The following is a 22,088-nucleotide window of genomic DNA, read 5'->3' as shown; positions in this document are numbered from 1 at the left end:
AAATAAAAGAAATGGAATTTTACGAGTTATTTTATGACTGGGTACCGAAATGGGTCCGCTTATCTTTTCTGACGTTAACTTACACTTTACTCCTGATTGCCAATGGCGTTTACCCTGGAAATATCATCGCAGCCTCAAGCAATTTAGGTGTATATACAGAGCCATATATTGCCTCTTATAACGCCGTATACATTGGTATAGCACTGGGCTTTTTAATTAGCTTTCGTATACGCTCGCGTTTCACGAACAAGGGGCTGCTGTTGTTCAGCTTGGTGATGCTGTTACTAACGAATGTTGTTTGCACGAGTACCAATAGCCCGGAATTGACCGTTCTTACATGCCTTGTGCTGGGGGCAACAAAAGTTCCGGGAGTAGTAGAACTCTTTTTCAGATGGCTGAACATCTGGAGCAAGAACCAGGACACCAGCAAATTATATCCCTTTGTTTATTTTTCCGCCCTTGGGGGGATCTATGCTAATGCCTGGCTAACCGCTCAGATCGCTTATCGTTATGACTGGCGGTATGCTAACATAATTTTGCTGGTCCTGATACTTTTCAGCATTATTGGAACTATCCTGTTTGCCGAAGCACATCCATTGAAGCACAAAGTTCCATTATACCAAATGGATTGGACAGGATTAGTCCTGCTGGCAAGCGCATGTATGCTTTTAAACTACGTCATTGTTTACAGCAAAGTTGAAGACGGCCTGGTTTCGGACAAGATAAAAGCAGCGATCTTTGTGTTGACTATCTGTTTTCTTTTGTTCATAAAACGGGAGCTTCGACTCAAAAGGCCACTGCTTGATTTGAACTTTTTTAAGTTGCCGAGCTTCCGTCTGGGCCTGTTCCTATTTTTTCTGATCGGAATATTTACGCCGCTCACGTTGCAAAATACTTTCACTTTCAGTGGTTTAAAGTATGAAAATATCAGCACCTGGGAGGTTGCTTTATTTATGATCCCGGGCATATTTGCAGGTGCCACGATCTGCTATTACTGGTATTACCGATCTTACAGCCCGCATTTGCTGATCATTATCGGATTTTCCCTCGGTGTGTGTCATTATGCCATTATGTATCACAATTATGGGGTTAATTTTGCGATGCAGCAATTTTGGGTTCCTTCTATACTCAAAGGAATGTCCCTGAGCATACTTTTTACTTCGATAGGTCTGTATTTCACCCACGGACATACTCTGCCCAACGTTCTTGCCGTAGTCGGTGCAGGGATACTGATACGTTCTTTTCTTGGTACCGGCGTATTCACGTCGATTTACACTTACTTCCTGTATGCGCAAAAAATACGTCACCTGGAATACCTAAGCGGCCTGATCGACGCGAACGTTTTCCAGAGCGATAAGTTTCAAGCGCCAGGTGTCTATACTGATACGATCCAGTTGCAAGCCTCACTTAATGCCGCCAAGGAAATCACGGGCGATATGGTCATCCTTGGAATCCTGATAATTATTTTCCTGACCATTCGTCTGCTATATCTATACAACAAGCGGCTGAGACCGTTTCACACCGTGCAGATTTGGGACTGAGCTCAGGATTGGAGCATAAAACGCAAAACACAGTGACTCATAGATTTATGCCCTAATGATCTTACGCTTATTGAAAAAGGTTTGACAACTTACCGTAGTTCAATTCTAACGTAATTTTAGTACCAGATGTAAGCTGTCTACTCATGTTAAACTTCCGGGCTTTTAATTTCCGCATCTCAGCAGCTCAGATCCCAATATTAAAGGGCTCCAGGCGAAGATTTTCTTATTTGTGCTTCGTTCTGTCCATCCCTGATCCGCGTGCAGGAGCGATGAAAAGTACTTGGGTAAACGGAGATAATACTTACGGTCTCAGCATGCCTTTTATCAAATAATTGTATGCAGCGCCGTCTTTTGTAATAAAAAATTATCTGAGCCCTTCAGCCGGGCGATTGCAGTTGAAATGTATACGATGTCTTTTTGCGCAAAGCACCCTCCTCTAGTAATACGATTGATATTGATCTCCACGGCGACTAATAATCAAAGTAAACGTTATATTTCATAATGGCTCATCAGCCGTACCGGACCGGTGAACTTTAAACCATGGGCTGACGCTCTGTGGGAATGATTTCACTGCAAATGCCGTTAAAAACCCGATAATTCGCATAGTATTTCACCGCCTTCAGCGTTCTAATCGCTTTTAAATGGTTGTTTTTCCCTATCACCGATGTGCCACTCAAATACAAATATCAGATAAATCAGGGAGGGTAGGATAACTAAGCCCCCCGCCAATAAGGCAATACCCAGTATATGAATAGTCATGGGCTGCACAAGCGGATCGAACACGGTAAATTTTAGTCCGGATTTGGTGACAATGATGGTTGGGAACCGATGCCAAAATAGAAAGGCCTGCAAAACAAAGACCTGAAAACCAACAAGGATTCGAATCCACACGGTTCGTTTCCTTAAGATCGACACCCACATGGTGATAAATGAAACGATTGCCAAGACTACGCCAATCAGACCAATCGTTTGAGCCATCACCTCTTTAAAAATAACGATACGGAAATTTTTTGCAATCATGTAAACGCTAACGGCTAAAATCAGCGTAATGATTGTAAAACCGGCCGCTGTTTTTACATATTTAAAGCGATCGGGGCCATTGTCCGCGTCACCGATCATATAAAGCGAGGCCAGGTTACCGCACAAGGCTACCGTAAACAGGCCGACCGATATCGTAAACCAATTGAGCCAGCCGAACACAAAAACGTCGGCGAAAGACTTACCCTCCGGGTCAATCGTACCTGAAAAAAGGCTTGCAGCCACCAATCCCAGGCAAAATGGCGTTAAAATACTCGAAGTAATATAGATAAAATTGTAAACCAATTGGAGTTTATCAATAACGGCATCGTTATTCCTGAAGGCAAACGCAGTACCCCTGCCAATGATTCCCAGCAGTACTCCGGTTAACGGAATATACAGATACGTGGACATGAATGAATAAGAAGATGGGAAACCTACAAAAAGAATAACGATGGCGATAATAAGCCACATATTATTCGCTTCCCAGATTGGCCCCATTGCACGGGACATAAATCCGCGCAGTTGTTTACGATTGACTGAAACGGTAAACAATTCAACAATCCCGGCACCAAAGTCCGCTCCGCCGGTTACCATATACAATAGTATAGCGGCCCATAAAAATATTACAACAATAGTCAACATAATATCTGGATTATAAATTAACAATAGAAATGTCATATAATACCGGCACCATTTTCATTTGGCGATAAAGGAGGAAGATAACCGTAACGGCCAGGGTAACATAGACTGCCGTATAAAGATAGAAAGAGTAGATAATACCTGGCATAATCGTAACCGCATCCGTAGTGCGCAGAACGCCCTGAATAATCCAGGGTTGACGGCCAACTTCTGTTACGGTCCATCCAGCTTCAACAGCCAGGAACCCAGCGGGCGTAGCCAGCGCAAACAGCCAGAAGAACCAGCGGCTGTCGAGCCAGTTTTTTTTGAAATACTGTGCAATCAGGAAAAGCAGTCCCAGGAAAGCCATCAGCAAACCTAGACCAACCATCAGTTGGAAGGCATAGTGGACAACAGCTACCGGCGGCTGATCTTTTTGCGGGAACTGGTCAAGCCCCTTGACAGCCGACTTAAAATCTCCGTTAACCAGGAAACTTAATCCCCCCGGAATTTCAATGGCTCCGTGAACGGTTTGATTTTTCATGTCCGGAACCCCACCGATAAGCAATGGCACCTCGGATCCTGTTTTGAAGTGGGCTTCCATGGCTGCCAGCTTTACAGGTTGCCGTTTCGCAGCTCCCTTGGCTGATCTGTCGCCGCTGAGCGGCTGCAGGAGACTTGCAATAACACCAAAGCAAATCGCTATTTTAAATGCGGCAGTATTGAATAAGACAGCTTTCTTTTTAAGGATCAGCCAGGCGTGAACGCCTGCAACCGCAAATGCGGTCGCTGCAAATGCAGCAATTGTCATGTGAACAGCTTCCGTGAACCAGGCATCATTAAACATCGCTTTAACCGGATCAATATTTAGGTACTGACCATTCCTGTAGGTGAAGCCTGAAGGACTGTTCATCCAGCTGTTGGCAGAAACAACCAGTATGCCTGAAGTCACTCCGCAGATGCCAACCATTAAGCCGGTAAACCAATGAAACCAGCGGTTGAGCTTATTCCAGCCGTACAGATAAAAGCCAAGTGCGATCGCTTCTATAAAAAAGGCCGCGCCCTCCAGCGAAAAAGGGAGTCCGAAAATCGGGCCGGCGTGCTTCATGAAATTAGGCCATAACAGTCCCATTTCGAAACTTAAAACCGTTCCTGAAACCGCCCCGGTGGCGAAAAATATCCCTACACCCTTGCTCCAGGCCCTGGTAATATGCAGGTACACATCCTTTTTTCGGGTAAGCCATAAGTAGTGTGACAGAGCCATAAAAAATGGCATTGCCATACCGATACAGGAAAAGATAATGTGAAATCCCAGGGAAAGCGCCATTTGGGACCTTGCGGCTGTTAAGTCATCCATTGTCGTTTGATTAGTTGATATATATTGTAGCATTTAAGAAACTGCAGATCAGTCTGCCGACCTCAATGCAAGGTAAGCGCCCGCGCAAAGGGGGGAAATGACATAAGTCAAAAAAAAACGTTGATATATGTAAATGGAAAATGACATTGCGGGTTGCGAATCCCCATTTCCTGAATTAAGTTTCACAAAACCCGCTAATTTTTTTGATATAAATCAATGTTTTGTGTCAAAAACCATCCTACTATTGTGCAGCTTGTTCGTGATGGATAACCATGACTGGCAATTAATCTACTGTAGACAAATGATCCCTGCGCGTAACCTTTCCATCATGCCCCTGGAGGTCATCAGAATGACCCGCAACGAAGTTAATCCGCTGGCTGACTTTCTGGCTGTTGAAGAGCCCCTGGAGATTCGCCTGGCCTTCAACCAGAGAGAAGAAAGGGTGATCAGGAATATATCTGTAACCATGCGTACCCCGGGAAACGACACGGAGCTTGCCTTAGGTTTTTTGTTTACGGAAGGTATTATCCGCGCTGCATCAGATATCCGGTCAGTCGAATTACGGGGTTTCGCTTGTGCGGAAAATAAGGAGAACACCATCCAGGTAAATTTACAAGAGTCGATAACGCCTAACATCAGCCAGGCAGACCGGAATTTCTATACCACATCCAGTTGCGGGGTCTGCGGTAAGGGATCGATCGCCGCCATCAGAACTGTCAGTGTTTTTGAGCCGTCAGCAGAAGATGAATATGTCTGCTGGTCGTTGGACACGCTGATGGAGCTGCCCTCAAGATTACGCCGCCAACAGGAAATTTTCCAGGAAACTGGAGGATTACATGCCTGCGCGCTTTTTGATGATTCAGGTGAACTCATCCTGTTAAAAGAAGACGTTGGACGGCACAACGCGCTGGACAAACTTATCGGCACTGCTTTACAGATGAATTTATTGCCGCTGAAAAGGTACGGCTTGCTATTAAGCGGCCGTGCAAGTTTTGAACTTATTCAAAAAGCAGCTATGGGCGGCGTAACTATCGTTGCCGCTATCGGCGCTCCCTCAAGTCTTGCGGTAACGCTTGCCGAAGAATTCAACATAACGCTGATCGGATTTCTGAAAAACGACAGGTTTAATATTTATACGCACCAAAAAAGAATCAATTTTTCAATTTATGAAAATCAGGATTAGAGGAAACTCCATACGGTACCGGCTGAGCCGTTCGGAAGTAAGCCGTTTGGCCGAGGAAAAATTCTTAACAGAAGAGGTGGACTTTGGCTCAATGCAATTCAATTATTCTATACGTGTTACAAGAGCACCTTTGCTTACCGCATCATTTAACGGAGGCACGATTGAGATAGCTATGCCCGAAGCGATGATCAGGGAATTGAATGACACAGATAAAGTGGGATTTAAAGCGAATCATGAAAAGCTTTTCCTGTTGGTGGAAAAGGATTTTGTATGTATAGATCAAACCGATGAAGATCAAAGTGATAACTACCCGCATCCTGATCCTTTAAAATGTTAATAATATGGAAGAAAATGAGAAACTGCCGGCTGCAGAACCGCCGGTTAAACTACTGAAACTTACCTCAACCGGTCCCAAAAAATGGGCAGCTGGAATTCCTGCAGTGCTGGCCGCCTTAAGTGACGTCGTCGAAGAGGGAATACCTTTCCGTGGAGTACGGGCCTTATTGTCCATGAATCAGAAAGGTGGCTTCGATTGTTCGAGTTGCGCCTGGCCGGATCCGGACGACGACCGATCTCCGGTCGGCGAATATTGTGAAAACGGTGCTAAGGCTTTAGCAGAAGAAGCGACCACAAAAAAGGTGACGGCGGAATTCTTTGCCAAAAATTCTGTTTTCGATCTGGCCAAATTGACCGATTTCGAAATCGGGCGACTGGGCCGGCTTACGCAACCGATGTTTATGCCCAAAGGCGGTACACATTACCAACCTATCACCTGGGATGATGCCTTCGCCAAAATCGCAGTGCATCTCAATTCGCTGGAATCACCGGACCAGGCCTTGTTCTATACTTCCGGCCGTACCAGTAATGAAACTTCGTTTTTATACCAGCTTTTTGCAAAAGAGTTTGGCACCAACAACATGCCGGACTGTTCTAATATGTGCCACGAGACATCCGGGACCGCTTTGGATCCTACTATCGGTATTGCTAAGGGAACTGTCAAATTGGAAGATTTCTATCATACCGACCTTATCGTCATCATTGGACATAATCCGGGAACGAATGCGCCGAGGATGATGAGCGCCCTTGAAACGGGAAAAAAAAACGGCGCGAAAATCCTCGCAATAAACCCGCTTCCCGAAGCCGGCATGATGGGCTTCCGGAATCCGCAGCACCTCAACGGAATTTTGGGTACCGGCGCACAATTAGCAGACCTTTACCTCCCCGTGAAGATCAATACGGACATGGCACTTTTAAAAGCCATTGAACTGTTGTTGCTTAAAGAAGAAAAAAACAACCCGGGTCAAGTGCTCGATCATGATTTTATCAACAAAAATACCGTAGGTTACGAAGGGTTCGTTCATCAGTTTGAAAAATTCAAGCTGGCGGATCTCGCGGCAGAAGCCGGTTTACACGTTGCTGATATCGAAGCAGCCGCAGATTTGTTCGCCCGCAGCAAACGAATCATTTTCTGTTGGGGAATGGGGCTCACACAACAGCCCAACGGGGTGGAAATGCTGAAAGAGATTGTCAATATCCTGCTGATGAAGGGCAGCATCGGCAAGCCGGGTGCCGGCGTTTGCCCGGTGCGCGGACATAGTAATGTGCAGGGCAACCGCACCATGCTGATCAATGAAAAGCCAACAACCGAGCAACTTGACAGGCTCAGGGACGTTTTTGGGTTCGAACCGCCGCGAAAACATGGCTTCGACGTCGTCAACGCCATCAAAGCCATGCATGACGGGCGTGCGAAAACCTTTTTCGGAATGGGCGGAAATTTTCTTTCAGCGGCACCGGATACCTATTATACCGCGGAAGGTTTACGCAAGTTAAATTTAAGCGTACACGTTTCAACTAAGCTGAACCGGAGCCATTTGGTCCACGGACAGGAAGCCCTGATCCTGCCGACACTTTCCAGAAGCGATCTGGACATCGTAAATGGCGAAGCACAGTTCATCAGTACAGAAAATTCCATGGGCGTAATACAATCATCGAAGGGAATCTTGAAGCCGATCTCGGATCAACTGATTAATGAAACGCATATTGTTTGCCGAATGGCGATGGCAACACTCAGGGATCGGTCCGTGATTGACTGGAACCGGTACATGAATAGCTACGATGATATCCGCGATGTTATTGAAAAATGTATCCCAGGGTTTGATAATTACAATGAACGGGTGCGACAGAAAGGCGGCTTCTACCTGCCGAATCTGCCTCGGGAAGGAAAATTTTCCTCCAAAGCCGATAGTACCAGGGCCTCCTTCACCGTAACGCCCCTGTTATACGCGCACCTGGCAGATGATGAGTACATGATGGCCACTACGCGGACCCATGATCAATTCAATACAACCATCTACGGACTTGAGGACCGTTACCGGGGAATTCACAATGAGCGGCGTGTAGTGTTTATGAACCAAAAAGATATTGACCGTGGCGGATTTGTCAACGGCGAACTTGTTGATCTATTCAACTACGACGATGGTATCGAGCGTGTCACTAAACTATTCATCATCGTTGCTTATCCAATCCCTGAACGCAACACCGTCACCTACTTTCCTGAAACAAATGTGCTGGTTTCCATCAATAATACTGTCGGCGAAAGCAATATGCCGGCTTCAAAGCGCGTGGTTATCAAAATAAAGAAACATGTCCCATAACTAACCTCAGCCTTATACACTTCCGATCCTAACAGTCACCGGCATTCGCTGGTGACTATATGGGCGGATCTTTATCTGAATTCTGCGATCCATCGACTTTTATTATTTTTGTTCCAAAGTTTCGACCTGTTTTTGCTATTTAGCTGCAAACTTACCAAAGGATATATTGTGCCTATGGTTTCATAAAGGCACGGGCATCAGTCAGAAACCCAATCGTCCTGCCCGACCTGAATGATTAACCATCTAATGACCTGGGTTTTTTGCTTTGCCCAAACGCTGCATTCTGGCAGCAATTGCAAAATCATCCATTGATTGGATGATTTCGAAGAAGCCAGCTTTAATTGCCGTGCTTGATATGCAAAAAAACTTGTGCATTAACACCAGCACTGCCCCTACGACACCAGGCTTGTTCACTTAAGCTCATCTGACGGCAGACTATAGTCTTAATGGTCCATTTTTGTACGGACCCTGCTCAACGTTTCCGGTTTAATACCCAAGTAGGCAGCAATCATGTTTTGTGAAAATCGCTGCATGTATTCGGGATTACAGGTTAACATATAAAGATATTGTTCCTCGGCTGTCATACTAATGGCAGCATGAATACGTTTTTGGGTAGCGATATATTGCTGACGATAATTTATGCTCACCATCTGTTCTACCGTAGGTACGATCGCTGACAATAACTGGAGGTGCGAAAGAGGGATCAAGAGCATGACTGTATCTTCGACTGCTTCGATATGATAGAGCGACGGTAGCTGCAATGCCAGACTTTCCTGGTCGGCGACCCAGTCTTCCTCGACACAGAAGCTGATGATCGCCTCCTGCCCTCTTTCATTGATTGAATACATACGTGTAGCACCCTGGATGATAAACCCAACACACTTACAAATATCACCTTGCTGTAAGAGGTATTGCCGACGCCTGAGCAGTTTAATCTTGCAGGCCTTTCTGATCTGATCCTTTTCCCACTCCGACAGCGATTTGCTACTGAAACGCTGGATATAACTCAAAAGCATTTCATGAGCACCTTTTTCTGTTTTTTGTAACACTAACTTTCCCCTCACATTATTAAGCGCGTGCATTTTGAATACCGGCTGAACTGAGGCACCTTTGTCTGTTATGTTATTGCTTGTATGCATCGTCTAATCTATTTGTGGAATAAGTTCATCGATCTCCTATACTGTTTGATAATCATCCGCATTTCGCTGAGCACAGCTTTTATGCTAAACTCTTACCATGCCTCTTCCTGGCGGTCTCTGGAACAGGTTCTCACACCGGTCATATTTCGATAATCCTCGCTGCATTTTTTAGCATAAGATTATCAATTTTGTCCTATACAGTACATCCTGCCTCTTCCGTACCCGTAACCCCGCACTCTGTTCAGTAACAGATTGCAGCAAGATCGGATCAGTAACTAATAATATGAAATCATTTAAATTATGTCTGTCATAACTGTAATGATAGCCGGTAGGTTTTCGGCTAAAGTGAGCGCTTTGATCTGGCGCTGCATCGAGGCATCGCCCAGTGGTATAACCTGTAAGCGTGACTAAGTAAACAAATTCTTTATCCCTGGTAGCTGCTTTTTTAGGGATCGCTTTCTCAGCAATCGTTTCCATGAGGGCATAGGCAGCATGACAGCTGATCACAGTTTCGGTGGCCGCTACTTACCTGCATTTCAATCGCCCCAACTATCTCGGACGTTTCTTCAAAAAAACACACAAAACTCCCTCCAGCCTTTCCATAAAAAATATGGCCATTGATAATTATCGGCTGATGCACATTTATCCGCAGACAAATATTGAAGACTCCTGACAGTATCATCAAATCTCAACAACTCCAGTTGAAGCGACGCATGGGTCAACTCTAGTTACAGCTTTCAGGTCCGGGATCTAAAAGAGCGTTTTATTCACGCCCACAGAGGGCGGAGCTGTAACAATACTGATAACACTTATAATTCCTGTAATTTATCTTTGTTTTCATTGCCGCCGTACTTTTACACTAAACAGAATTACGGAAAACGAATTTCCGTTTCGTTTATAATCAAATTAGTAGCGCTATGAATATCAAAAAATTACTTCCGGGCAAAATCGGTTTTGGGACTGCTCCGTTAGGCAATATGTTTAGGAATATACCTGATCATGAAGCTTCTGATACTGTACACGCAGCCTGGAGCGCTGGGATACGGTACTACGACAGCGCTCCGTTTTATGGAGCAGGATTGGCCGAAATTCGTTTAGGCAATGTGCTGTCCCAATATCCAAGAAACGAGTACATTATCAGCACCAAAGTTGGCCGTGTTATTCTTGATGAAGTTGAGGATGTGAGCAAGAGAGACCTTGGCGAAAAGGGAGATCTGTTCAAATATGGCCGGCCTAATAAAATGGTAAATGACTATTCTTCCGATGCTACATTACGCTCAATTGAAGATAGCTTGAAGCGCCTTCAGACCGATCATATTGATATTGTTTGGGTACATGATGTAGCTCAGGATTTTTATGGAGACGAATGGCTGGATAAGTTTGAAACTGCCCGTAAAGGGGCGTTTAAGGTTCTTGACCGATTGCGTGACGAAGGCGTAATTAAAGCCTGGGGGTTAGGTGTAAACCGGGTGGAACCTATTGAGATTATCCTTGCTCTTGAAAATGCACGACCTGATGGCTTTCTGCTTGCCGGTCGCTATTCACTGCTGGATCATGATCGTGCGCTACAGCGCTTAATGCCGGAAGTATCAGCCCAGGGCTTGGGCATTGTTGTAGGCGGCCCGTATAGCTCAGGCGTTTTGGTTGGCGGTTCAAATTTTGAGTATGCTCCGGCATCCCCCGAAATATTAAAAAAGGTGGAAAAGATTAAAGCTATTGCCGATCAATATGGTGTGAGCATGAAGTCAGCCGGTTTACAATTTGCACTTGCTAACCCAGCTGTAGCTGCGGTTATTCCAGGCTCCAGTAAGCCAGGTCGCATTGGGGAAGACATAGAAGCGCTCCACGCAGTTGTACCTGCCAAATTTTGGCAGGAACTGAGGGCACATAACCTGGTCAATGTCGCAGCTCCGCTTCCAATCGATAAAAATTAAACAAAATCCACCATGGCAAAAGCATCTGCATTTATTGAAATACCCGTCGACCCGGAAAAAGTTTGGCGGTTGATCGGCGGATTTAACTCGCTGCCCGATTGGCTTCCTTATATACCTAAGTCGGAATTAGGCGAAGGGGGAAGAGTGCGTCACCTGGTTAATCCGGATGGTGGTGTTATTATCGAACGTTTAATGGCATTCGACGAAAAGGAGCGCAGTTATAGCTACAGCATCTTACAAGCTCCATTCCCGGTAAAAGATTATCATTCGACTTTGCGTGTCAAAACGGGTGCTGATGGCATGGGAGCGCGGGTGGAATGGTTTGGCGAATTCACACCGGTAAACACATCAGAACCGGAAGCTTCATCCCTGTTTCAGGGCATTTATGAGAATGGCTTAAACGCGCTGAAGCAATCGTTGGCGGTGTGATACGATTAATTGAACCTTATAAGAATTTCAGATAAAAACATGGATTGAGGATTAAAATATAGTTTAGCACGTTAACCGAGGGCAAGGTGCTGGCTAGAAAAAGTACCGAATTTGATGTTACCGATGCGGGTATCAAGGCCGCAATGAAAGTCGTCGTGCGAAATTTGAACAAAGTGAGGCCCCGGGGCGAGTTCAACACGCCGGCAAGTTGCTGCTGGGCTGGCTCACCAAAGCCTTCTAATAAAATCTGTCTGCTGTAGCGGTCATTCATATCCTTGTTCAGCCACCCGAAAAAGGCGGCATATTAACTATTATGGCATTGGCTGCCAATTTAATATTTTGATTACACCTGCTTTGTATCTGCCGCCAGCATATATGTTGCCCCTTTAAGCGCCGGATAGTATTTCTTCAGAAAATCCCTGAGTCCGTCCGTTTCCTGTACGGATCCTACGTCCGGCGCTTTGTCAGCAATTAACTCCGTAAACTTTTCCAAATGCCATGATGTCCATCTTCATAAAAAACGAATTGCATATAGGCTTTTACTGCAGCGCTGCTGGGAGGCCTAACCACCTAAAGCAGACATAGAGGTATGTGCCTGACCGCCGCTTAATCTTTCAGCTTCGAAGCCGTTGCCAGCCCGGAGATTCACTGCGTTTCTTATTGCCTGCTCCAATATATCGCCCGGCATCCTTACGCGTATCATTTCACGAAGATTAAGTGCCGGCGGTCCATACAAGCAGGTCCTCAGTTCCCCAGTCGCCGATAATCGGATACGGTTACATGTCCCGCAGAAGGTACGGCTGAATGAAGGAATAATACCAAATGTTCCCTGATAACCATCTACACGATAATTAATCGATGTAGAATTTTTGTCATTTAGCAGGGGTATCACCTGCCGATACCTTGCAATAATATATTCGTAGATCCGTTTATAGTCCCATGAAAACGGCTGCTTATTGCCTTCGACACCGTTAAACGGCATTTCTTCCAGAAAACGGATGGCCAGTGCATGCTCTTTAGTTAATTCGACAAATGGGATAATATCTTCTATATTCTTCCCCTCAGCGACCACACAATTCAGCTTAAGTTCAAAGCCATCCTTAAGAAGCTCTATTATTCCCTGATAAACTTGATGGAAGCTGTCCCTCCTGGTAATCCTGAAAAACCGTCCGGCATCAAGTGCGTCCAGGCTGATATTGATCTTGCGGATCCTCAGTTCTTTCAGCACCGAACGGTGCCTGTCACTTAAGGTTCCATTGGTAGTGATGGTAATCTCTTCCAGTCCGTTTAATACTACCAACCGCTGCAAAAACGAAATTATACCGGTCCGAACAAATGGTTCACCACCAGTTATGCGAATTTTACGGATGCCCCACCCTACAAAAAGGCTGGAGATTTCATACATCTCGTCAAAGGTAAGAAGCTCTTTACGCGGTGCAAAGTTCACTCCTTCTTCCGGCATACAGTAATAGCACCTGAAATTACACCGATCTGTCACGGACAGCCTGAGGTAATCCAACGTTCTTCCGTATTTGTCGATCAATTGCTGTTGTTTCATCATGTCAGGCTAATCAAAATTTGTAAGTCAACGTAGTATAATATGAACCTCCTTCAGAGAACGCTTTTTTACCGTATCCTTTTTTTTAGCGGTATCGCTAACCACACCTGCCTGCGCTAACAAACCAGCGGAAGGTATAATCAACAGCGATGTAACTTTTAATCGGGAAACAATTTTCTTAAAAATTGTCATAAAGTTTTTTGCATCAAATTTTCATCGTCACTCATTGGCCGGATCAGCGAATCTTAAGAATTCTATATAAGCCATTCGCACCAAAAAACAAACTTAAAGAGGCAGTTATCCGGAAGTTTCTAGCGTGGTTCGCTGGATAAACACAATTAGCCTCCGTTTTCAGGCGATCCAAACAACAATATATTTGATATCAGCAATTTTACCAAAGTATAATTACCCATTCATTGACTAAAGTCAAAAAAAACAGTGTCGTTATTAGTGCTTTAATCTCTAAAGTTTTACGAATAAATTACCACTACACAAGAATAACGACAGGAGCTTACTGTTCGATGTTCAAAAAAAATCAATGGACTCTATCATTTTCATGATAATACTTATAAATCAAATGATTTAGAAAAACAGTCGAGCCAAGCGAGATTTGAAAATGCAAACGGTAACAGAAACTTGGCTGACGATAAAATGCAAATCAGGCAGGAACATTTTTGCTAATCGCAAGCCGATAGGAAAATCACAGCCAATGATTTACTTCGAAAGCCCTTTTTCCGTTTGAGACAATATACAAGTTAAAGTCAGAGACAATGTGGCCATCGCGGTATTAAGAGCGAAATAACAATTGGTTTGACTTAGGTAAACGATAAAACCAATGCGACATACATTTTAACTAGTTGTTATTTATTTTGACCAAGAAGCTTCCAATGCCTTGCACGATTTATCATTCCGAAGCTTCGGCCTAGCAAAGAAGAGGTAGTATGGGGAAATGATATTTGTTTTGTTTAAACAGGGAGACTTACTCAAGAACCATAGTGCGAATTTTTATGCCATCGTAGCGCCATGGCAGCAGCTTAAAGTATAACTAAATAAGATTTATAACCGGTCAGAACTCGGCATCTTCTCTAGGCTTAATTGGGGACGATGGCTATCTTGAGATTAAAAAGCAAGTAAAATAAAAGTTATGGATGAAAAACGATTATTCGTCTACGCAAAATGGCATGTAAAAGACGGCGAGCTCGACACCGTACTCAGTTTGCTGAAAAAGGTAATGAGGGCAAGTGTTGAGGAAGAGGGTAATCTCTGTTACAAAGTAAGCCAAAGCAATAACGATATCAATACCCTGGTGCTGTTTGAGGGCTACCGGGATATAGAGGCTCAGCAACTCCATCAGTCGTCGGTACATTTCCGGCAACTGGTTGTTGGTAAAATAGTACCGCTGCTCGAATGGCGCGAAGTGGTACAGGTGACACCGTTATTCACCTGATCGTTTTTAAAGGCATTCAGCAGACACAGGTCAATCTTAACAAAGAAACATTAACAACAAAGAGAGATGGGCTATAATATTGAAAACAAGGGTTATAATTGATGGCTTTATGGCGGTGTCTGTGACCTATGTCCCACTAAAACAGAACCTGGAGCAATCGAACCGGATTTAAAATTCACAACCACATCTAAACAAAGCCCGGGCGATGTGAACGTGTTTTACAAGATAGCTGTAACGGCTTTAATGATAGCCCGGGCCATCTCCTATGCTATCGAGCAACCAGCTCACTTAGGTATCAATGAAATTTTTGTACGCCTACAGCGATGAACTCTTAAAAGACAGCTCTGAATATGAACTTATCAAAGAATAAGCAATAACAAAAAAAAGCAAAGTCATGAGTATTGTATCAATCAATCCTGCTAATGGCGTAACCATCAAAGCCTACGCCGAACTAAGTACCGAAGAGGTAGAAAAAAAAATCCAGGACACACACCAGGCTTGGAACAGATGGAAGACCTCAACCCATGAAACGCGCGGTAAGTTGCTGTTGAACATGGCATCTGTACTAAGAAAACGCAAAAAAGAGTTAGCCATTTTATTAGCCAGCGAAATGGGTAAACCTATTACACAGGGATATTACGAAATAGAAAAGTGTGCGTATTGCTGTGAATATTATGCAGAAAATGGTAGCAAATATTTAGCTGATCGGTTGATAGAAACTGAAGCAAGCAAAAGTTTTGTCACATTTCAACCTATTGGTGTTGTTTTAGCTGTAATGCCCTGGAACTTTCCATTATGGCAAGTGTTCAGGTTTTTGGCGCCTGCAATGGCTGCAGGTAATTGTGGGGTGTTAAAACATGCTTCTAACGTACCTGGATCGGCGCTGGCTATCGAATCTATTGTAAAGGAGGCCGGATTTCCGGACAATGTATTCCAGACATTGCTGATCGGCAGCAGTAAAGTTGCAGCAATTATTGAGAACCCGTTAATTAAGGCGGTTACAATTACAGGTAGCACCAGCGCTGGTATTCAGGTTGCAACTAAGGCAGGTTCGGTGTTAAAAAAGGTGGTGCTGGAACTTGGTGGCAGCGACGCTTATGTGGTGCTGGCAGATGCAGACCTGGAACTTGCTGCGCAAACCTGTGTCGATGCAAGGCTCATCAATAGCGGTCAAAGCTGTATAGCGGCTAAAAGGTTCATCGTTGAAAAATCGGTAATTGATGAATTCACACGTCTGTTCCTGGAAAAGATGAGAGCCAAAAAAATGGGCGACCCGTTAGATCCTGAAACCGACATTGGCCCTCAAGCAAGAGCTGATTTACGTGATGAATTGCATGATCAGGTAAAACGATCAATAGAAAAAGGGGCGGTATGCATTCTGGGGGGTGAAGTGCCTCCTGGAGATCATGCTTTTTATCCGGCAACTATACTTACTAATGTAAAACCAGGAATGGCCGCTTACAGCGAAGAGTTTTTCGGACCGGTGGCCTCTATTATTGAAGCGTCAGATGAGGCCGATGCCATACGTATAGCTAACGATAGTGTTTTTGGTCTAGGCTCCGCCGTGTTTACCCAGGATCTGGTAAAGGGCGAGCGTATAGCTGCAACACAGTTGGAGGCTGGAACGAGCTGCGTAAACAGCCGTACGGTATCTGACCCGCGGTTGCCATTCGGCGGTGTTAAGACCTCCGGCTATGGTAGGGAACTGGCTGATTTCGGTATTCATGAATTTGTAAACATAAAAACGGTTTACATAAAATAGCACAATTTGTTATCGATCAGGTTGCTTAACTAATGCCTTGCATTCGGCGAGCTGCCAATCGCTTGAGATGCAACAATACTGCGAGATCGCTTGGACTTGATTGTAACTATCCGGCAACCCCGCCGGGATTCAATTGCTTGATGATGATAAACCCAAAAGGAATAGACAATATGATATGTTTCGCATAAGGGAAGCGGGCTAAACCGCTTCCCTTATGCTCGGTTTCATATTAAGTTATGCTTTCATGCATCCTAGTCTTTGGACGGAAATTGTCACCCCGTTAGGTGATTAGGAAATAGTTTTTAACCGAGATATTTATTCAATATATCCGGCACTCTATTACTGAACGGCATTTCGGATAAATATTTTTCAGCCTACTAACCAATGTCATGAAATATTTCTATCTGACAAAACTTCGAATTAAAATCTTTATTAAGCATTTTTGGAGGTTGAGCCAGGTTTTCATCCTCTCATTTTATTGTCTTGGTCTTTATGGCCAGACGAACGTTAGCGGCTATAACGATTTTTCGAGGCAAAGGTTGTTGGTACGGGTCATAGCACACTACATGTTTACCGTTAGCCAAGGCCAAATAGATATGGATAGCGCCGTACTTATTCCTTGTAAAATCTATGGTTTAAGTCCCTTTTTAATTTATAATGAGAGCTACAGCGACGGGGCTTCAACATTAGCCACAACCCTTATAGATCATGGAAAAATTGATGATGCCAAACTTTTGTTAACCCGTTTGAACGGGGAGCTTAAAATGAGGCTGCTGATCGAACTGGGGAGCTATTTCGTTTTTAAGCCCGGTTCGAAAAAGGCCGACTTAAATGCGGCCTCCTATTATATTAAGGAGGCTATTGCGTTGAGTGCCGGTGGACCTGCTAAATGGAAGATAGCGAGTTTGATTATTCATGCTAATGTGCTTAATCAATACGGACGTGTAGCCGAAAGTTTGAAGGTTTGCAGCGAAATCAAACGGTTAAGCCAAAAAAATGGAAACCCTGAAACAATGGCCCTTGCACTTGTTACTGAAGGGAAATTATTAGCGTATGGTGCGCCAGGGAGGCTCATTGATTATGAGAAAGCACTTGCCATTTATCAGAAGCTGCATGATAAGGAAAAGGAAATAGAGACGTTGTCAGACATTAACATAGAATATTTTGTGCTGAAAAAATATAATCTGGCGGAACAGGTTATGTTCAGAATTCGCAACCTACAAAAAGAATTAGATTTTCGTCAGCAACAATACGTTGACGATGCACTTGCTTATATCGCTAATCGTAAAGGGGACATAGCTGGGGCAATACTATTCTCAGATAAAAGCCTTGAAGAGCTGGTTACAAAACAGGATTCGGTTTTTGCCAGCTATTTTTATTCCCGCAGGTCTTTTTTGTCCGAACATCTTATGAAATACCAGGAAGCTTTAAAATGGATCGACAAAGCACTGACAAATATTTCATCCTCAAACCGGTTATACTGGTATAAATCATTCTTGGCAAAGGCAGATCTTTTAATCGTAACCAAAAACCCGGGGGAAGCTCTAGCGCTGATTAACAGGATTAGCCGCCGCTACCCCCCGATAACCGCTTTTGAAAGGATGAACTTTAGCTATTTGCTTGGAGAAACCTATCAAAGTTTAAGGCGATATGACTTGGCAGATAAAAACTATAAAGCTTTTCTGGCCATTGCGGATACATTCCCGGGAGCATTTGTACATGATGAAATGCCGTCAGCTTTTTTTCAGGTAGCCGAATTCTATCGCCGGATAGGGCAGACTAAGAAAGCAAGGGAGTTGTTGAACCGCGGGCGGGCTTATACGCCAACAATAGAGATTGAAAGAAAAGGGACATATTATTATAATCTGTTTAAGATTGACTCGACCGAAAAAAAGTACCTTGAGGCTGTCGGAGATCTAAGCCTATGTCAGAAGTACATGGATTCGGCATTCAGTTATGAACAGGTAAAACACGTTCAGGAGCTCTTGGTGAAGTATGAAGATGATAAAAAAAATAAGGATATAAAATTGCTGAACAGTGAAAATCAGCTGCAGCGGATACGAGTTGCCGAAGCTACCATGAAAGAGCATATAACTGATGCCGGAATTGTACTGCTATTACTAATTATCGGATTACTGTATAATAGTTATCGCATTAAGCAGCGGAATAACCTTTTGCTTGAGGCAAATCAGAAGGAACTGGATCAGAAAAATATGTTTTTAGAGCGGGCAAATACAGATAAGGACAGGTTACTCAAAGATAAAAGCAAACTACTTAAGGAAAAAAACTGGCTGTTGGAGGAGGTTCATCACAGGGTCAAAAACAATCTTCAATTGGTAACCGGCTTGCTGTATACGCAGTCTTTTTATATTAAAGATCAGGCTGCCCTGGTGGCCGTTAAAGATAGCCTGCGGCGAATGCAGGCTATATCAATGATCCATCAAAAACTCTATCAGGATGAAAATTCTTCAAAGATACCCTTGCAGGAATATATCAACGATTTAATACTTTATTTAAGTGATAGCTTTGAAGCCGAAAAGGAAATTATTTTTTTAAAAGACATTGAACCAGTGGATCTCGGCGCCACACAGGCAATACCGTTGGGTCTGATTATAACTGAATGTGTTGTCAACGTAATTAAACATGCTTTTCCTGATGGTCGAAATGGCACCGTTAGTATTACGCTGTTTAAAGAAGGTGCGGAACTACTTGTATTAAAAATATGCGACGACGGTATTGGCCTGCCGACGGACTTTGACCCAGCTCAATCCAATTCGCTTGGGCTGGAACTGATACTCGGGCTGTCCAGGCAACTGAATGGTAGCTTTATCATCGAAAATGAAAACGGCTTAAATATAACAATCAGCTTTCTTATCGCAAACGATTGAGAGATTTATCCTGTTTGATCCCACAGTCTATGATCTCTGACGCATCACATTAAACAAAAGTTATATATTATGAATTTGATAACTCATATCATTTCACTGATATAAAAAATTTAAGATCTGTTCGGAGATTTGTCATAGTAGAACCACTGTTGAGGAAAGTTTGAAATAGAACTGGAGCATCTCACTCCAACGCAAACTAAGGGATTAAAATTTTATATAAGAAAACTACTGTTACGACTTCCCCCTCGATTAGTGGTATTGCTTCTATCATTTTTCTATCACTGATGTCAGCTAAAAGCGAACAGGATAAAAGAATGCTATAATGAGTGTCTAAAAGCCAAAAGTTTTGCTGGTTTAAGGCGCATTTGAAATGGGTTCTCCCGGAGCACATGGTTTCGGAACAGATACCGTCTATTGGATTATAAAGAAAATCAAGGCTATGACCGTTGCTTTCGATCAGGTCGCTAATCATGCGAAACAGTAGAAAGATGGTCTATCCTAAGTTCTCTGGGACAACGGAAAAATAATTAAAAATCGGAAAACACGAATATAACCCCTGAAAGTTAAAGAACTGTTATTCATTGAATATTAAAACCTTCCGGTTATTCCCGGGGCAGACAAAATAATTATGGCCAAGCTTTTTGAACCGCTTAAGATAAAAAATGTGACTCTTAAAAACAGGATCGCTGTATCGCCGATGTGTCAGTATTCGGCCATGGATGGATTTGCTAATGACTGGCATTTGATACATCTGGGCAGCCGTGCGGTAGGTGGAGCGGCTTTGATCATCACTGAATCCACAGCCGTATCTCCGGAGGGCAGGATATCTCCGGACGACCTTGGCATCTGGAAGGATGAACATATTCCTCCTCTGCAGCATATCACTTCGTTCCTTGCGTCGCAGCAATGTGTAGCGGGTGTGCAATTGTCTCACGCCGGCCGGAAAGCCAGCACCCTGGCACCACAGCGCGGTCGCGGGAAGCTACCTGAAAGCGCAGGTGGATGGCAAGCCCTTGCCCCCTCGCCTATCCCATACTCTGACGATTACCCCAATCCGGTCGCGATGGATCTATCCGACATAGAAAAAGTAATCGGTGACTTTACCGCTGCAGCTAAACGCGCCTCAAGTGCTGGCTTTGATGTGATCGAAATACATGCAGCTCACGGTTACCTGTTGCACCAGTTCTTATCCCCGCTGACCAACCATCGAACTGATCAATATGGCCGTGGCTTCAACGGGCGTATCCGGTTGTTGCTGGAAGTCATTGACGGCATACGCTCGGTCTGGCCGCAAGATCGCCCGCTTTTTGTAAGAATCACTGGTACAGACTGGGTCGACGGCGGTTTAGCTATGGAAGATGCTATAAAAATATCTGAGGTACTTAAATACAACGGTGTGGATTTAGTGGATGTAACCACCGGTGGCCTGGTATCCCAGCAAGAGATACCTGTTGGGTTCGGATATCAGTTACCATTTGCGTCCAATATAAAAAAACAGACAGGCGTGCTAACCGGTACAGTGGGTCTCATTACAGAGGCGGCCCAGGCAGAAACCATTTTGGCTAATGGTGATGCCGATATGGTTATGATGGCTTGGGAAATGTTACGCGACCCTTATTTCCCTATGAGAGCAGCAGCTGTCGTGCATGCCGATATAATATGGCCACATCAATATGAAAGGGCAAAACCAACTTAAAGTTAAGTTACAGAAAATCTTGGTTGGCCTGACGCGGATCGCCTATTAGTTATGATTTGCATTCTTTCCCCTCCGAACAGCCAAACTTGTAATGTAGTCTAAATAAGAAATAGTATATTATTTATCATCTAAATTAAACCATCATGAAAAAGAAAGTTCTGATCATTGCATCGAACGCCAATACTATTGGGCCGCACAAAAGAAGGACAGGTAATTTTTTACCAGAAGTGGCACATCCATATGCCGAATTTTCAAGGGCGAATTATCAAATTGATTTTGCCACGCTAACGGGCGAAAGTCCCTATCTCGATGATCTTGAATCTGCGGCGGACCCTGATAATCTTGCTTTCCTGACCGGAAAAGGTTGGAACGATATGCGTAACAATAGCGCAAAACTTTCTACGGTCGACGTAAGTCAATATGATGCTGTGTTTATTCCCGGCGGACTTGCCCCCCTGGTTGATATGCCAGACGACGAATTGATCAAAAAGGTGATTAAAGAAACCTATGAGCGCGGGGCAGTCGTCGGCGCTGTTTGTCACGGGCCGGTTTCGTTACTGAATGTTAAACTCAGCGATGGCAGTTACCTTGTAAATGGCAAAAACATTTCTTCTTTTACAACTAAGGAAGAAGACAGCTATGCAAGGGCTGATGTCCCTTTTGATCTGCAAACAGAACTAACCAAGCAAGGCGCAATATACCATACTGTCGAAAACTGGCAGCCATTCAGTATTACTGATGGCAATCTGGTAACCGGGCAAAACCCTGCGTCGGGGAAGGGCGTTGGCGAAAAGATTGTTGCGTTACTTGGAAAATCCTAAAAAAGATTATGCATATGACTGTTGCTTTTTAAAGGCGACAG

General features: G+C 44.0%; 16 protein-coding genes. 11 read left to right on the top strand and 5 right to left on the bottom strand.

The annotated features are described in order from the left end of the window. The first annotated feature begins 11 nt into the window (after positions 1-11). Positions 12-1,541 (top strand): hypothetical protein, encoded by a 1,530-nt coding sequence (locus tag FHW88_RS24590; protein WP_176628298.1) that lies wholly within the window; start codon positions 12-14, stop codon positions 1,539-1,541. A gap of 627 nt (positions 1,542-2,168) precedes the next feature. Here the strand turns inward: FHW88_RS24590 and FHW88_RS24585 are convergent. Together FHW88_RS24585 and FHW88_RS24580 are read right to left on the bottom strand one after the other, a co-directional pair. Then, positions 2,169-3,203, bottom strand: coding sequence for a cytochrome d ubiquinol oxidase subunit II (locus FHW88_RS24585; RefSeq protein ID WP_176628297.1), 1,035 nt, complete (start codon positions 3,201-3,203; stop codon positions 2,169-2,171). A gap of 10 nt (positions 3,204-3,213) precedes the next feature. Next, positions 3,214-4,536, bottom strand: a complete 1,323-nt coding sequence (locus FHW88_RS24580; RefSeq protein ID WP_176628296.1) for a cytochrome ubiquinol oxidase subunit I — start codon at positions 4,534-4,536, stop codon at positions 3,214-3,216. Between the two features lie 133 nt (positions 4,537-4,669). Here FHW88_RS24580 and fdhD point away from each other — a divergent pair, with 133 nt between their 5' ends. The 3 genes from fdhD to FHW88_RS24565 are packed head-to-tail and all read left to right on the top strand — an operon-like array spanning position 4,670 to position 8,373. Beyond that, positions 4,670-5,719: a formate dehydrogenase accessory sulfurtransferase FdhD gene (gene fdhD / locus FHW88_RS24575; RefSeq protein ID WP_255485425.1), complete on the top strand. Its 1,050-nt coding sequence runs from the start codon at positions 4,670-4,672 to the stop codon at positions 5,717-5,719. Further along, positions 5,703-6,056: a DUF7009 family protein gene (locus FHW88_RS24570; protein ID WP_176628295.1), complete on the top strand. Its 354-nt coding sequence runs from the start codon at positions 5,703-5,705 to the stop codon at positions 6,054-6,056. Before fdhD ends, FHW88_RS24570 begins: the two co-directional genes overlap by 17 nt. A 4-nt stretch (positions 6,057-6,060) precedes the next feature. Further along, complete coding sequence (locus FHW88_RS24565; protein WP_176628294.1) at positions 6,061-8,373, top strand: FdhF/YdeP family oxidoreductase; 2,313 nt, start codon at positions 6,061-6,063, stop codon at positions 8,371-8,373. A 443-nt stretch (positions 8,374-8,816) separates the two neighbouring features. Here the strand turns inward: FHW88_RS24565 and FHW88_RS24560 are convergent, their stop codons facing one another. Further along, a complete protein-coding gene (locus tag FHW88_RS24560; RefSeq protein ID WP_176628293.1) occupies positions 8,817-9,512 on the bottom strand; it encodes a Crp/Fnr family transcriptional regulator in 696 nt (231 codons plus the stop codon). A gap of 917 nt (positions 9,513-10,429) precedes the next feature. Between FHW88_RS24560 and FHW88_RS24555 the strand changes: the two genes are divergently transcribed. Together FHW88_RS24555 and FHW88_RS24550 are read left to right on the top strand one after the other, a co-directional pair. Continuing rightward, on the top strand, positions 10,430-11,446 hold the full coding sequence (locus FHW88_RS24555) for an aldo/keto reductase (RefSeq protein ID WP_176628292.1): 1,017 nt from the start codon (positions 10,430-10,432) through the stop codon (positions 11,444-11,446). Positions 11,447-11,458: 12 nt separating this feature from the next. Continuing rightward, positions 11,459-11,875 carry an SRPBCC family protein gene (locus FHW88_RS24550; protein ID WP_176628291.1) on the top strand — a complete coding sequence of 139 codons (417 nt, stop codon included), beginning with the start codon at positions 11,459-11,461 and terminating at the stop codon, positions 11,873-11,875. A gap of 343 nt (positions 11,876-12,218) precedes the next feature. Here the strand turns inward: FHW88_RS24550 and FHW88_RS24545 are convergent, their stop codons facing one another. Beyond that, a complete protein-coding gene (locus tag FHW88_RS24545; protein ID WP_176628290.1) occupies positions 12,219-12,368 on the bottom strand; it encodes a hypothetical protein in 150 nt (49 codons plus the stop codon). 69 nt (positions 12,369-12,437) lie between these two features. Beyond that, positions 12,438-13,433, bottom strand: coding sequence for a GTP 3',8-cyclase MoaA (moaA, locus tag FHW88_RS24540; protein WP_176628495.1), 996 nt, complete (start codon positions 13,431-13,433; stop codon positions 12,438-12,440). 1,144 nt (positions 13,434-14,577) lie between these two features. Here moaA and FHW88_RS24535 point away from each other — a divergent pair. From FHW88_RS24535 to FHW88_RS24515, 5 genes are all read left to right on the top strand, one after another. Continuing rightward, positions 14,578-14,880, top strand: a complete 303-nt coding sequence (locus FHW88_RS24535) for a putative quinol monooxygenase (protein WP_176628289.1) — start codon at positions 14,578-14,580, stop codon at positions 14,878-14,880. A 394-nt stretch (positions 14,881-15,274) separates the two neighbouring features. Next, positions 15,275-16,642 carry an NAD-dependent succinate-semialdehyde dehydrogenase gene (locus FHW88_RS24530; protein ID WP_176628288.1) on the top strand — a complete coding sequence of 456 codons (1,368 nt, stop codon included), beginning with the start codon at positions 15,275-15,277 and terminating at the stop codon, positions 16,640-16,642. 389 nt (positions 16,643-17,031) lie between these two features. Further along, complete coding sequence (locus tag FHW88_RS24525; protein WP_176628287.1) at positions 17,032-19,530, top strand: histidine kinase dimerization/phosphoacceptor domain -containing protein; 2,499 nt, start codon at positions 17,032-17,034, stop codon at positions 19,528-19,530. A 628-nt stretch (positions 19,531-20,158) separates the two neighbouring features. Then, positions 20,159-21,226, top strand: a complete 1,068-nt coding sequence (locus FHW88_RS24520; RefSeq protein WP_176628286.1) for an NADH:flavin oxidoreductase/NADH oxidase — start codon at positions 20,159-20,161, stop codon at positions 21,224-21,226. A gap of 143 nt (positions 21,227-21,369) precedes the next feature. After that, a complete protein-coding gene (locus tag FHW88_RS24515; protein ID WP_176628285.1) occupies positions 21,370-22,047 on the top strand; it encodes a type 1 glutamine amidotransferase domain-containing protein in 678 nt (225 codons plus the stop codon). The last annotated feature ends 41 nt before the right edge of the window (positions 22,048-22,088 follow it).

Source organism: Mucilaginibacter sp. SG538B, assembly GCF_013376065.1.
GTDB classification, from domain to species: Bacteria; Bacteroidota; Bacteroidia; order Sphingobacteriales; family Sphingobacteriaceae; genus Mucilaginibacter; species Mucilaginibacter rubeus.
This window is presented reverse-complemented; position numbering and strand designations above follow the sequence as displayed.

Coding starts and splice junctions, on each gene's coding strand:
- FHW88_RS24590 (WP_176628298.1), top strand. CDS start 12: ATGGAATTTTACGAGTTATTTTATGACTGGGTACCGAAATGGGTCCGC.
- FHW88_RS24585 (WP_176628297.1), bottom strand. CDS start 3,203: ATGTTGACTATTGTTGTAATATTTTTATGGGCCGCTATACTATTGTAT.
- FHW88_RS24580 (WP_176628296.1), bottom strand. CDS start 4,536: ATGGATGACTTAACAGCCGCAAGGTCCCAAATGGCGCTTTCCCTGGGA.
- fdhD (WP_255485425.1), top strand. CDS start 4,670: ATGGAAAATGACATTGCGGGTTGCGAATCCCCATTTCCTGAATTAAGT.
- FHW88_RS24570 (WP_176628295.1), top strand. CDS start 5,703: ATGAAAATCAGGATTAGAGGAAACTCCATACGGTACCGGCTGAGCCGT.
- FHW88_RS24565 (WP_176628294.1), top strand. CDS start 6,061: ATGGAAGAAAATGAGAAACTGCCGGCTGCAGAACCGCCGGTTAAACTA.
- FHW88_RS24560 (WP_176628293.1), bottom strand. CDS start 9,512: ATGCATACAAGCAATAACATAACAGACAAAGGTGCCTCAGTTCAGCCG.
- FHW88_RS24555 (WP_176628292.1), top strand. CDS start 10,430: ATGAATATCAAAAAATTACTTCCGGGCAAAATCGGTTTTGGGACTGCT.
- FHW88_RS24550 (WP_176628291.1), top strand. CDS start 11,459: ATGGCAAAAGCATCTGCATTTATTGAAATACCCGTCGACCCGGAAAAA.
- moaA (WP_176628495.1), bottom strand. CDS start 13,433: ATGAAACAACAGCAATTGATCGACAAATACGGAAGAACGTTGGATTAC.
- FHW88_RS24535 (WP_176628289.1), top strand. CDS start 14,578: ATGGATGAAAAACGATTATTCGTCTACGCAAAATGGCATGTAAAAGAC.
- FHW88_RS24530 (WP_176628288.1), top strand. CDS start 15,275: ATGAGTATTGTATCAATCAATCCTGCTAATGGCGTAACCATCAAAGCC.
- FHW88_RS24525 (WP_176628287.1), top strand. CDS start 17,032: ATGAAATATTTCTATCTGACAAAACTTCGAATTAAAATCTTTATTAAG.
- FHW88_RS24520 (WP_176628286.1), top strand. CDS start 20,159: ATGGCCAAGCTTTTTGAACCGCTTAAGATAAAAAATGTGACTCTTAAA.
- FHW88_RS24515 (WP_176628285.1), top strand. CDS start 21,370: ATGAAAAAGAAAGTTCTGATCATTGCATCGAACGCCAATACTATTGGG.